This is a genomic window from Pectobacterium sp. HCp5_1, from assembly GCF_032905925.1.
Taxonomy (GTDB): domain Bacteria; phylum Pseudomonadota; class Gammaproteobacteria; order Enterobacterales; family Enterobacteriaceae; genus Pectobacterium; species Pectobacterium brasiliense_A.
In genome coordinates this window covers 42,580-55,688 of record NZ_JAUMIO010000016.1, presented here as the reverse complement: position 1 = coordinate 55,688, position 13,109 = coordinate 42,580, and the positions used below count along the sequence as shown (strand labels likewise).

Below are 13,109 nucleotides of genomic sequence, written 5' to 3'. Positions count from 1 at the left end.
AAACCAAGATTGCGGGTCAACTGTTGATACTGGTGCGCCTGAGTCTCTAGACTGCCAAGCGTTTTTTGCCAGTCCTTGATGCGCTCATTCAGATCATCAATGTTTGCGCCACCAGCCTGGTAATAACGCTGCATACAATCAGCAACCACCTTTTTTTGCAGCTCAAGCTGTGACTGTAACCGTGCTTCGCACGATTCTGCCTCACCAAGTTCGGCGTCAAGACGATTGACTTTTTCCCGCCAGAGCTGACTTGCCTGTTGTGCAAACCAGATGGGTAACAGCGATTCCAGCACCTTCCTGTCAGCCAGTTGTCGCTCCTGCTTCTGGTACTTATCCCAACTCAGGGCAACAGGTTGCAAGAACTGCTGCTGTTTGCGCGCCGTTTCCAGCTCCTGATGAATTTCAGTCAGGCCATCAAAACTATTGGCCACTTCCGTTGCGCGATCGAAGGCAGAGTGATCGTCCAATACCAGCTCGCGAAAAATCTCATCAATACTGTTGAGTTGTTTTAACCCTGCCGCCCGATTTAACAGCGTAAATGCGTTTTCCCCAACCTCAAAGAAATCACGCAGGCGCGCCAGATACTGTTTTTTATTCGGGTATGTCCAGAGCCCGGTCGTTTCTTTTTCCATTTGCCTCAGCAATCGTGTACCGCCATCATGGTAAACGTTCAGCCAGTGCTCAAGCGTCTGCCCAGGATTCTCGCTGAACAGCCAAAGCCTTTTCATATCCGTCACGCTGGAACTGGTGGAATCAAACCACAGCAACGCGCCCAGGCGTACCTGTTGCCCTTCACGTTCCAGCGTAGCGGCAACGCCGGTCACGGTTTTACCCGGTCTGGCAATATGCGATTGCGCCTCACCGCCATCGCCGGGGCCTGATACACCGCGCACGTAAGAGATAAGATCCCTGTCGCTTTCATGTCCTCCGGTTGAGGCCAGGTTGTAGCGGGGAGTAGCGCAAAGTAGCGTCATCAAGGCATCGACCAGCGTGGTTTTTCCGCTGCCGGTTGGGCCAATAACGGCAGTACCTTCCTGGTGGATTGCGGCCTGATGCAATCCATGAAAACCGCCCCAGTTGAACAACTCGATGTGGGTAAGAATGAAAGATTCCTTCCCCGCTAGATGAGATACCTGATTCATACATCCTCCTCGCTGCTATCCTTTTCTGACGCGTTATCCTGGGAGGTTTGCCGGGCAATCTGTTCCCGTAACCATGCCAGTAATGCCTGAAGATTAATCGGATCGGCAAGATGGGCAATGATCGGACGAATCACGATCCGCTCATGCGCATCCGGCGATGTGACCAGCCCATGCCCTTTTAATTGATCCAGCAAGGTAAGCAGTCGGGTGCGTTCTTTTGATTCACTCCCCGGATCGCCAAGGTAAATCTGGAGTTGGGGGAGGAGATCGTCGATAGCTATCTGCGCCTGGCCGGCACCAGTTCCACTCTCTTGCTCCCAGGCAACAAAATGCTGGCGCAGTATGGCAACTAATAATGATTGTTCCAGGTTAAGCCGTTGCCGCCTCACCAGAGGGTGTGACCATTCATCCTGCTCTGGCGTTTCATCAAGCCTGACTTTGACATACAGCAGGCCACGAATCTCATCAATACCGATATCCAGATCGAGAGGTTCCAGAATGCGGGTAACCTCTTCCGGATGAGTAAGTAATACGCGGTACAGATTGGGTTTACTGACCTCTTCCAGCAAGCCGTATTTGAGCAATTCCTGAGTCGCTTCGCGTATTTTTTTCAGTGTTCGCATTTCGCTACTGGTTGCCGTTTCCTCAACCGACGAATCGGCAACCTCTTCGTCCAACGGTTCTGGTTCACCGCCTGCATTTGCGGTAACGCTCCGGTTAATCAGTTTGTCAAAAAAGCTCGCCATACCTACTACTCCCAATCAATATCCATTAACGCCTGACTTTCCAGACCAGTAGTGGGCAGATTAAATCGCCAGCGACGCCCTTCCCCATCACTAAGCTCAGCAAATTCGCGCTGCGAATCAATAACCTCGATACCCGCTTCCCTCGCCATACCAATCCAGACGGTGAACGTTTCAAGATCGTGAACCGGGGGCAACAACACCGCCAGTTCAGCCAGACCAACGGGACGATTTTCTTTTGCCAGAAGCAACAGTGTCTGTTGAATCAACGCATCACGATCTAGGCCATTAAAAGCATCCCAGAAATCATCACCAATCTGCGTTAAATCAGCGGCATGGTTACTGAGATCCAATGTCTGTTCTGCTTCGTCATCCACCTCTTTAAAACGTAAACGTTCAATAGCGGGGATACCCGTTACCACTACACCAACGGCAGGAAGAGGAACCTCTTGCTTGCGAATCATCTGACGCTGCCAGTCGAGCTTTAACGCCTGATTCAGAAATTCATTAAGCAGATGACCAACACGGTGATGTTCAGCTGCAAGACCCGTTTTCATAAAACCACGGACATCGCGCTCGCTACGGGCACGTGCCTGAAGTACGGTTTGCGATTCATGGACCAGGCGTTTAACTAGCCAGCGCAAATCGTAACGCTGCAGACGGTTGAGCGCATCGGAAGCCGAGGGATGATTGAGGATTACGCGCAGTCGCTCGCTCATTGCCGTCAACTCAGCTGAATGGCGTAACTGCTGCTGAAAACTGTCGAAGACTCTTCCTTCCGGCGTATTAAGCAGCGCATCCTGATCGTTCAGCAGGCGATCGACTATATCGCCGCGATGATATTGCTCACCGATAATGGATTGCCGAAGCGCACGGTCTGCCTCGCGCCAGGAGTCTTCAACGCGGCGAAAGTCAGCCCTCAGGCTGGAAGCTAAATTGAAGACCTCACGAATATGTTCAACCGCCTGATGCGTTTCCAGCACCTCAATATGCCCAGCTTCTGCCTCCTGTAATTCACGTTCCAGTTCGGCAATACGACGGCGTAAGGTTGAAACTCGGTTTGCCGGATTAGGATTAAGCTGGGTTTCCAGGTTTTCAATTTCTCGCTGTACGATGGACAAACGGGACGCCGTAGAGGTCATGAAACGATTATCCAGAGACTCAACAAACGTAATCGCGACCTCAAGCGCATCGGTGGCGAAGATACGCCCATCCCGTTCGACAATTAAACGGCGTTTAATCCATTCCCGCAGCTCACGACTGGCCTGAAGAGATAGATTGTCCTGATTAATGCCATATTGCTCCTGACTCACATGCTCGACAAGAATGCCGGTAAGAGACTGAATAGCCTCCTCAAGAGGGATACCATCATGTGATTTTTCAAACAGCGTTTTCAGACAACTCAATACCAGCGGTGAACGGCGGGTGGCAAGAAGTATCCAGGCTGGATGCTGATTTTTTGCTGAAATATAATTTTCCGTACGCTGCCTTGTGTTTTCTTCCATATAGCAGAGCCTTCAAAATGCTGGTTGAGGTTCGCGGACTACGATAATTCGCCGTTGCGGATTTTTCTCCAGTAGCCTGCCTTACTTTGCGATTTTCATCACAATATTTCCCCGTTGCTTTTCTCCATTATCAAGAAAAATCTCGGAACCTGTGTGCTATAAGTTAGGGCTAAAGTAACACTGATAACATCCAGAATAACTTTACAAGGCAGGATGCAGGAATGCGTGGTGGAAAAATGCGGAATTTGTGTTAATTCCCTATGATAAAAAGATAACTACTCTGTTTCAAAACAATAAGGGAGTTTTATGGTACAGAACAGATTGCGTGCCGTAAGAATGGGGTTGCAGGTCAATTAAACGAGACAGTCAAACATATCGGAAACAGCGTGTTGCCATAGCGTTCACGCGCCTGAGTCAGGTAAGCCCGCGAGCCATTCACGATGACGTCATTCCCCCGCTGTAGCCAGTCATCAATCTCTATCCCGATACCATAATGGCACTGATGCGCCTGCCAATGGAGCGCGAAGAGACCAAGCTGCTGACGGTTCGCGAACTCCTCTGGGGTCAGCGCAATATGGTTCTCTCCCTGAATTTCAGCGGGACGGGTAATGTACCGGTGCGCCACCAGCAGGCGTGGCAGCGACAACTGGCGTATCGCCCGCAGCAGGCTGTCTTTGCCTGCACCGGAAGCGCCAATGAGGTAGATGAGTTTCGGCATGATCAGAATACCCGCACGCCCTGACGCCACACGCGCATCAGCTTCATCTGCGGCGCGTGCCGTTTGACGAGCAGCAGGTCGGCTCGCCTTCCTTCTTCAATACAGCCGCGATCGTCAAATTGCAGCGCCTGAGCAGGGTTGCGGCTGACCAGCGCCATCGCTCGCGGCAAGTCGTAATCATTGCGATCATCTTCTGCGATCATGAACGCCGCCTCCAGCAGGCTAGCCGGATAATAGTCCGAAGAGAGGATGTGAAGCACGCCCAGCGTCGCCAGATGATGTGCCGACACATTGCCGGAATGCGAGCCACCGCAGATGACATTTGGCGCGCCCATGAGCACGTTCATGCCAACGCCGTTTGCCTGCTGCGCCGCGATCTCGGTGGTAGGGAATTCGGCAATGGCGACGCGATGCTGATGGGCTTCGCTGATATGTTCCGGCGTCGCATCGTCATGGCTGGCCAGCGTAATACCTTTGTCGTGACAAAGACGGACAATGGCCTCGCGGTTCGGCTGCGACCAACGGCGTGAACCGGCCAGTTGCTCCTCCTCAAACGCGGCCATTTGTTCATCATTGAGGTGATACTTGCCTTTGTAATACTGATGATATTTCTCCTGAGAGGAAAATTGCCGCTGTCCCGGAGAGTGATCCATCAATGACGCGAGCGCGACCAGCGGAATATCCGCCAGTTGCTCAAAGAGGGGAAAGGTATCCTGATGCGGCAGTTCGCAGCGCAGATGCAAATGATGATCCGCCCGATTGGTGCCGTGCTGCTGGCTGTGCAATACCGCATCCGTCATGCGCCGCAGGTTCTCAAGCCGATGCCCGCCATCGCGCACGTCCCCCACCGCGACGGCATCCAGCACGGTGGTGATCCCGCTGGAGATAATCAACGCATCGTGATTGCGCATCGCCGCTTCAGCAGGCCAGTTAACGCCGGGGCGCGGCGTGAAACACTTATCGAGATTATCCGTATGTAGCTCGACAAGCCCCGGCAGAAGCCATGCCTGTTCGCCATCCAGCGCACCGGGATGACGGCTGGGCCTGTCGCTGATGTGGTGGATCACGCCGTTGCGCACTTCCAGTGAGCCATGAATGATTTCCCGTGAGAGCACCATATTGACGTTATTAATGATCATTTGCGGTCTCCTGAGCGTTGGAAGCTATCGGCAGCATGTTCCGTTCACTGACATCGTATACAGGCGATCGGCAACCTCCTGACGCACTTCGTCATCGTGAAAAATACCGACGATGGCACACCCTTTGTCTTTCGCATTGTTAATGAGCTGTGTGACAGCCAATCGGTTTTTGGCATCCAGCGACGCTGTCGGTTCGTCTAACAGCAAAATCGGGTAATCACCAATAAACCCGCGAGCAATATTGATGCGCTGCTGTTCACCGCCGGAAAAGGTAGCGGGCGCGAGCGACCAAAGCCGTTCAGGGACGTTCAGATGCGTCAGCAGTTCACCGGCGCGAATCTCGCTTTCCTGACGAGACATACCGCGTTCCAGCAAAGGCTGGATGACCACATTCAGCGTGTAATGCGTGGGATGACGCGCAGAAACTGGCTGACCCAGCCTACGGTTTCACGGCGGATTTCCAGCACATGGCGGGCGTCCGCGTTGACGATATCGACCCAGCGTTCGCGATGGCGTACCCAAATGTGTCCGCCGTCAGGCTGATAGTTGCCGTACAGGGAACGCAGCAGCGTGGATTTGCCACTGCCTGAATGCCCGTGCAGCGCCACACATTCACCGCCTTTCACGGACAGGCTGATGTCATGGAAAACCGGCAATCGTGTGCCCTGCTGGTTATATAACACGAACGTTTTATCAACGTTCTCGATGCGTAATTGCGTATCCATCAAGCGTCCTTTTGTCTGGATTTACAGAATGGAAGAAACGAGCAGTTGGGTGTAAGGATGGCTCGGATCGTCCAGCACCCTGTCCGTCAATCCCTGCTCGACGACTCGCCCACGCTGCATCACCAGCAGACGGTGCGACAGCAGGCGGGCGACGCCGAGGTCGTGCGTCACGATGACGACGGAGAGCTGCATCTCCACCACCAGCGTCCTGAGCAGATCGAGCAGTCGCGCCTGTACCGATACGTCTAATCCGCCGGTGGGTTCATCCATAAAGATCAGCCGCGGTGCCGTCACCAGATTGCGTGCGATCTGCAGGCGTTGCTGCATCCCGCCGGAAAACGTGGTCGGCAAATCATCCAGACGGTTTTCGGGCAGCTCGACGTTTTCCATCCACTGCGCGGCTTTGCTGCGAATATCACCATAGTGCCGATTGCCGATAGCCATGAGTCGCTCGCCAATATTGCCGCCCGCAGACACCGTGGGGCGCAATCCCGCCAGCGGATGCTGCCAGACAATCCCCCACTCGGTGCGTACCAGCGCGCGCCGCTGCCGTTCGCTGATGTCATAGATTGAGAGCGCCTGCTGCCCAGCGTTGCGGTAGATAACCTCGCCTTCCTGCGGCGCCAGACCTGCAGAGATCGCGTTCAGCAGCGTGGTCTTCCCTGAACCCGATTCGCCGACAATCCCTAAAACCTCCCCTGGCCACAGCTGAAACGACACGTCACGGAAGCCTTTTTCCGGCGCATACAGGTGTGTAAGGTGTCGCACATCGAGCAGCGGACTGTCGGATGCATGATGCGCTGTCGTCATGACGGCTCTCCTCCCTGGTTTTGGCGCTGCTGGCAATAGTCGGTGTCGGAACAGACGAACATGCGCGTGCCGTCATCGTCCATCACCACTTCATCAAGGAAGCTGTCGCGTACACCACACAGCTCACACGGCTTGTCCCACTGCTGGATTGTGAAAGGGTGATCGTCGAAATCGAGGCTTTCCACCGAGGTATAGGGCGGAACGGCATAGACTCGCTTCTCACGCCCGGCACCAAAAAGTTGCAGCGCGGGCATCATGTCCATCTTCGGGTTGTCGAATTTCGGGATAGGCGACGGATCCATCACGTAGCGGTGATTCACCTTTACCGGATAGGCGTAGGTCGTGGCGATGTGCCCAAAACGCGCAATATCTTCATAGAGCTTCACCTGCATCACACCGTATTCTTCCAGCGCATGCATTTTGCACGTCTCGGTTTCGCGCGGTTCAATAAAGCGCAGCGGCTCGGGGATCGGCACCTGAAAGATCAGGATCTGATCCTCTTTCAGCGGCGTTTCAGGAATACGGTGCCGCGTTTGGATCAGCGTCGCTTCACGGGTTTTTTCCGTGGTTGATACCTGTGCCACCTTGCGGAAAAAGGTGCGGATCGATACCGCATTGGTCGTATCGTCGGATCCCTGATCGATCACTTTAAGCGTATCGTCCGGCCCGATAATACTGGCGGTGATTTGAATACCGCCGGTGCCCCAGCCGTAAGGCATAGGCATTTCCCGGCTGCCGAATGGCACCTGATGCCCAGGGATGGCGATCGCTTTCAGGATCGCACGCCGTATCATGCCCTTCGTGCTTTCATCCAGATAGGCATAGTTGTATTCCGTATCTGAACCGTGACATTCCGTTTCTGGCTGACTGTCTTTCTGGCGGGAGATCGTTGTCTGGCCCATCACGCGTTACTCCTTGGCACAGACGCGAGGTATTCCTCACGTAGTCGTTTTAATAGCTCCAGCTCTGACTGGAAATCGACGTAATGCGGCAGTTTCAGATGCGAGACAAATCCTGCCGCCTCCACATTGTCAGCATGAGAAAGAACGAACTCCTCATCCTGAGCCGGGCCGCGAATTTCCTCTTGGTAATCTGCGGCCTGAAGGGCGCGATCGGCTAACGCCACCGTGATGGCTTTACGTTCCGAGCGGCCGAATGCCAGCCCGTAGCCACGGGTAAAATGCGGCGCGTCGTTGGCGGGTTTCACAAAGCCGTTCACGGTTTCGCATTCGGTCAGCAAGATCTCGCCAATATCGATGGTAAATCCCACCTCTTCGGCGACGATGCTCACCGTGATATAGCCCGTGCGGATCTCTCCGACAAACGGATGGTTGCGACCATAGCCGCGCTGGGTGGAATACCCGAGCGAGAGAAGAAACCCTTCATCACCGCGAAACAGCTGCTGGAGACGCGATGCCCGCGTGCCGGGGTAACTCGGTGGATCCATCGTGATATCTGGCGGATCGCGATCGTCACTGTTGTCTCGTTCAGGCACGAAGCCCTGCTGAGAAAGGAACTGAAACGCGTGAGGAATGTGTTCACGCATCGCGTCATCCTCATCAACGGCATCAGGCTGCGGCGCGACAGGAGCCTCACCGTCGGCCAGCAGCGAGAAATCCAGCAGGCGATGGGTATAGTCATAGGTCGGGCCAAGTAACTGCCCGCCCGGTAAATCTTTGAAAATGGCCGACACACGGCGTTCAAGGCGCATATCCGGCGTATTAAGCGGCTGACTAATTCCCCAGCGTGGCAGCGTGGAACGGTAGGCTCGTAAGAGAAAGATACTTTCCACCAGATCGCCACTGGCCTGTTTAATGGCTAGCGCGGCGAGTTGGCGGTCGTAAATATTGCCTTCGGTCATGACGCGATCGACGGCTAAATTAAGCTGCTGTTCTATTTGTGAACAGTCTAATTCTGGTACATCCGTGCACCCGCGGCGGCGGCAGGCTTGTAGCTGGTGGGCGGCCTCAATGGCCTTTTCCCCACCTTTGACGGCAACGTACATTAGCATTCCTCCACATGGGTACTTCTGGGGATCGCAAAGAGCTTTTTCCCAGACGTAAAGAGAAAATCCAGTCCTGTCGGGAAGGCATGGGGGCGGTTGCACAGGTAGTCCCTGACGCTACCGGGCAGACGGGGGGAGATAATGCGATGTGTCTTGATACCCGGCCCGGTCAGTTTTAGGCAAGGCCCGTCATGCATCCCCTCCACTTCGACAATAACGGTGGTGGATTTTTCGGGTTCTACTTCGCTGCCGCAGGAGAGCGCCATCAGGTCATAAGAAAAACGGTTTCCACTCAGCAGCACAAAGTCAGCATCGTCGAGCCTCGTGGCGATCGGCACGTTCGTATGCAGGCAGAGCGTGCGCAGCAGCAGCGGGTTACCGATCTTGGGATCGATAAACAGCGGCGTGGTGTGGCTGCTGTCACGGACGACATCGATTCCAGACCGGAGACATTCGGAACTGTGACCAGAGAACCCGGCTCGCTCATGGCCTTCACGATTTTGCGAAAGCAGAGCTGTGTGCCAAATATGGGGTGGGCGAAGCCCGTCATCGTTGTCATGACAAATCATTCCCCCCTGACCAAAGTAAAGAAATTCACCCGGCTGGCCGCGACGTCATGCTGTTGCTGCTCACGACGCGCACGCTGTTGGTCTGCTAACGGCGTGATGATGCGCTCCCATATTTCATGGAAAGAGGATCGGGTTTGCAGGAGTGCATCGATCCAGGCGCACAGCTCGGCATGCGGCTTGTTTCTGCCCGCGATATAGCTGTAGCCGCACGTTCCATCTTCCAGTTGCACCGCCGCGCGGGTCACCGTCATGTCACCCACAATAAAGCGCGGGCCGTCGACCTCCATTCTCCCTTGCAGTTGGATCAAACCGATCTGCGTCGGGCGTAAGAGCTGGTAGTCCGTTGGAAAATGCAGCGTGTCCCAGTGCGCTTCCAGCGCGGCAGGATCGCTGTGAGCGAGAATCGACATCCAGCGTTGTCGCTGTGTTAGCTCTGACATCTAGTCCCTCCCCGCTGGCAAAGTACGTGAGAGATAAGAAAAACAGGCAGTTTGATCCTGAGGCTCGGCCGAGAGATCCGCCGTATTTTGATAGCACTGGCGCGCCGTATCGAAGAATTCGCTTTGAATCGTCGAGCGCTGGAAAAGCGTCTGTGCCAGATCGAGATCTTTCAGGCGAATGGATAACGGAACAGACACGACTTCACGCGGGTTCAGATAGCGATCCAGCATCACTTCCATGTAGGTCGAGCGTCCGCGCCCCAGCGTCAGCGCGTTTGCCAGCACTTCCGGAGCGGTGTCGTGGGCTTCCGCCAGCAATAGCGCTTCCGCCGCCACCAGCAGATGCACCGCCTCACAATAGTTATTAATCACCTTCATGGTCTGCGCGCTGTGGTTACTCGCCATCAGCACATAGCGATCCGACAGGCTGGTGATGACGTCGTTAACCGCGCTGGCAACATCATCCGCACAAGGCCCGACCCAGGCGGCAAGTTTGCCCTGCCGTGCGCCTTCCGGCCCGCCCGACACCGGACATTCCACATAATGCGCGCCGTATTGGTGAAAAAAGGCCTCCATCCAGCGGCTCTCTTCCGGCCCTATCGTGCTGATATTGAGTAACACAGGACGATAGCGGGTCAGCTTCTGTATAACCTCCTCCGACTGAAAAACGTCACGTATCGCCTCCGCATCCTTCAGGCAGATGAGCACAATTTGTTTTTCCTGCGTGAACAGCTGGTGCAGTTCGGGGATGGCTTGAGCACCTTCGGCAGCCACCTCGTTCGCTTTGCGGTGAGTCCGGTTGAACACTCAGAGCGAAAAATGCCGCTGTAATAGTCTGAGCGAGATCACTTTTCCTAATACACCAACGCCAACTAAAGAAACAGAATGAGTCATATCGGCAATCCTTGTCGCTAAGGGGTGGGCAATACTCAGGTATTGCCGCTCATCAAGAGAGTTGAGGAGGTGTATTAAGAAACTGCATAAAGGCATCGCGATTTTGCGCGGGAGAGGTCGCAGGCCGCCCCAGATCGCTGCGATGACCCACGCGGCATTGCACCTCAATGAATTGACTACATTGCGCCTGCAACGCCTGTTGCAGGCGCAGCCTGTAAGGCCTCTTCTGTCTCAGCGTAGTACGTTGCGCCATAGCCGCTGGCGGCAGCGATAGGGGCCAGCGGTAAGCGGGACGCCGCCGTGGGCTGTCCTCCCACGGAGTCATGGGCACCGTTGTTGATAACGATATGTATCAGGTTGCTGGCCTGAGCGGTGTTCGTCAGTCCGCCCATGTGCATCAGCAACGCCCCATCGCCATCCAGACACACGACTTTCCGCTGCGGTTGCGCATCACACAGGCCCAGTGCGATCTGGCTGGCAAGGCCCATTCCACCGACGGTCAGAAAATCTCGCTGGTGCCCTTCCCCGCGCTGTTCACGCAGCTCATAGAGTTCACGGGACAACATGCCCGTGGTGCTGACGATAGGGAGATGAGACGGCAGCACGTTCAGGCAGGCCGCGACGATGGCTTCTCGCCGCATCAGCGTCGATTCAGCCGTTGGGTTGGCAGATGCCGCTGGCGAGGAAAAGGTATTTTTTCTCACCACCAGCGCCACAGGACGGTGTTCATCATGCGCACGCTGGAGCAACGCCTGAATGTCATCCCACGGCGGCGCGTTATGGCCATCCAGCACGATATGCGGAATATCAAGCACAGTGAGCTGAGGCAACGTGACTCGCCCCTGCATGACATGCTGCGGCTCATCGTGCAGTTGCTTACCGCTCTCATCGACTTCACCACGCCAGCCAATAATGAGTAACAGCGGAATGCCATAAACATCCGGCGTAGCCAGAGAGCAGAGGGGATTGATCGCATTGCCCAACCCCGAGTTTTGCATATAAACCACGGGCAGCGTTCGCGTCGACAGATAATGCCCCATCGCCATGCCCACCGCACAACCTTCATTACTCGCGATACGGTGGGCAAGCCCCCCGTTATTACTTCCAATCGCCAGACAAAATGCTTTTAATAATGAATCTGGGACGCCACTGAAAAAATGCACGCCACGTTGAACCAGAAATTCGATAAACTTATTCGGGTCAATCACAATAAACCTCCCCTGCGCATCACGCTGTATTTAATAGCGATGATAACGCCTTGGCTTTTTCATTATGTGGCACGGATAATTAGGGGCAATATAATGGTGTTGCTTCAACGACAGCAATAAGCCTATAGCGCTAAATAATAGCGTTATAAAATAATTATACTGACACCCTAATAAAGGGCGTTATCGCGTGCCGGGTATCAGATCCAGAATGTCTTTTATCGACATGCATTTATCCTCAACTTCCAGCGTTCGACCATGCTTGAGGATTTCTGGCAGAATGGATTTCATGGCAGGATATGCCGCACGTAACATATGGTTGGCGTAAATAACGATATTGAACCCGCTATCAATCAGCTGATCGAAAGTAATATCGTTAAAACTGGTTGGAACACAAACCAACGGTAAATGTGGGTAATGTTCGCGGAATTGTCTGGCGAACGTTAATATCTCAGAGGGGTTCTTATGCCGACTGTGAATCATAATGCCATCAGCACCGGCATCAGCATAATGCAGGGCGCGGTTTAGTGCATCCTCCATACCGACGTCCAGAATCAAGCTCTCAATACGGGCGATCAGCATAAATTCGGGCGTCAGCTGTGCTTTTTTGGCCGTGGTAATTTTTTCGCAGAAATCCTCTATAGAAGCCTGCGTTTGCTTTACATCGTTGCCAAATAAAGAGTTCTTCTTCAGACCCGTTTTATCTTCGATAATCATGGCGGAAATACCCAGATTTTCGGCAGCCCGAATGCGGTGAGCCAAATGCTCCGTTTGTCCGCCGGTATCGCCATCAAAAATTAACGGACGAGTGGTAGCGTCGAATATTTCCGTAATCGCATGGAAACGATGGCTGATATCCACCAGCTCGGTATCGGGTTTTCCACGCAAGGTCGAATCCGTGAGTGAACTCGACCAAAATGCATCAAATTGATAATGAATATCGCCATCTTCATAAGCGGCTTGTTCTATTAATAAAGCAGAAAGCGGACTGTGAGTCTCCATCACACGAATGCCTTTTTGCTGCTGTAATAATTCACGGAGCGCACTGCGGCGTGAACCCGGTGTGCACCCCTTATAGGAATCCGTTGGGGTATGATTCGATAAAATAATAGACATGGTTATCTCCTATGTACCATAGAGTTGGGGGTATACTTTCCCTAGTAAACCAAGCGCAACAATCACAAAACCACGCAACGTTATATTTATTTCAATTA

Annotated in this window: 10 protein-coding genes and 4 pseudogenes; all 14 read right to left on the bottom strand. The window is 53.8% G+C overall.

Annotated elements, in window-relative coordinates:
- Positions 1-938 precede the first annotated feature (938 nt).
- A pseudogene (locus Q3A88_RS12605) lies at positions 939-1,142 on the bottom strand (ATP-binding protein); the annotation flags it as partial.
- Positions 1,139-1,888, bottom strand: coding sequence for a DUF4194 domain-containing protein (locus Q3A88_RS12600; RefSeq protein WP_039515093.1), 750 nt, complete (start codon positions 1,886-1,888; stop codon positions 1,139-1,141). The gene Q3A88_RS12600 and the pseudogene Q3A88_RS12605, both read right to left, overlap by 4 nt.
- Positions 1,889-1,893: 5 nt before the next feature.
- Positions 1,894-3,390, bottom strand: coding sequence for a DUF3375 domain-containing protein (locus Q3A88_RS12595; protein WP_072036230.1), 1,497 nt, complete (start codon positions 3,388-3,390; stop codon positions 1,894-1,896).
- 358 nt (positions 3,391-3,748) lie between these two features.
- Positions 3,749-4,108 (bottom strand): annotated as a pseudogene (gene phnN, locus Q3A88_RS12590) (ribose 1,5-bisphosphokinase); the annotation flags it as partial.
- A 2-nt stretch (positions 4,109-4,110) separates the two neighbouring features.
- Entirely contained in the window at positions 4,111-5,247 is a 1,137-nt protein-coding gene (gene phnM / locus Q3A88_RS12585; protein WP_110163420.1) for an alpha-D-ribose 1-methylphosphonate 5-triphosphate diphosphatase, read from the bottom strand.
- 24 nt (positions 5,248-5,271) lie between these two features.
- Positions 5,272-5,972: pseudogene (gene phnL / locus Q3A88_RS12580) on the bottom strand (phosphonate C-P lyase system protein PhnL).
- A 21-nt stretch (positions 5,973-5,993) separates the two neighbouring features.
- Positions 5,994-6,782, bottom strand: coding sequence for a phosphonate C-P lyase system protein PhnK (gene phnK / locus Q3A88_RS12575; protein WP_317178027.1), 789 nt, complete (start codon positions 6,780-6,782; stop codon positions 5,994-5,996).
- Positions 6,779-7,576 (bottom strand): alpha-D-ribose 1-methylphosphonate 5-phosphate C-P-lyase PhnJ, encoded by a 798-nt coding sequence (locus Q3A88_RS12570; RefSeq protein WP_317178042.1) that lies wholly within the window; start codon positions 7,574-7,576, stop codon positions 6,779-6,781. Before Q3A88_RS12570 ends, phnK begins: the two co-directional genes overlap by 4 nt.
- Before the next feature lie 107 nt (positions 7,577-7,683).
- Positions 7,684-8,787: a carbon-phosphorus lyase complex subunit PhnI gene (locus tag Q3A88_RS12565; RefSeq protein ID WP_233989580.1), complete on the bottom strand. Its 1,104-nt coding sequence runs from the start codon at positions 8,785-8,787 to the stop codon at positions 7,684-7,686.
- A pseudogene (phnH, locus tag Q3A88_RS12560) lies at positions 8,787-9,274 on the bottom strand (phosphonate C-P lyase system protein PhnH). The gene Q3A88_RS12565 and the pseudogene phnH overlap by 1 nt, the downstream one beginning before the upstream one ends.
- Positions 9,275-9,352: 78 nt before the next feature.
- Positions 9,353-9,796, bottom strand: a complete 444-nt coding sequence (phnG, locus tag Q3A88_RS12555) for a phosphonate C-P lyase system protein PhnG (RefSeq protein WP_014914043.1) — start codon at positions 9,794-9,796, stop codon at positions 9,353-9,355.
- The gene (locus Q3A88_RS12550; protein ID WP_258307581.1) at positions 9,797-10,603 is read right to left on the bottom strand and encodes an NAD(P)-dependent oxidoreductase; all 807 of its coding nucleotides are present in this window, start codon (positions 10,601-10,603) and stop codon (positions 9,797-9,799) included.
- A gap of 263 nt (positions 10,604-10,866) precedes the next feature.
- On the bottom strand, positions 10,867-11,898 hold the full coding sequence (gene aepY, locus Q3A88_RS12545) for a phosphonopyruvate decarboxylase (RefSeq protein WP_233989577.1): 1,032 nt from the start codon (positions 11,896-11,898) through the stop codon (positions 10,867-10,869).
- A gap of 180 nt (positions 11,899-12,078) precedes the next feature.
- Complete coding sequence (gene aepX / locus Q3A88_RS12540; RefSeq protein WP_317178026.1) at positions 12,079-13,011, bottom strand: phosphoenolpyruvate mutase; 933 nt, start codon at positions 13,009-13,011, stop codon at positions 12,079-12,081.
- Positions 13,012-13,109: the final 98 nt, after the last annotated feature.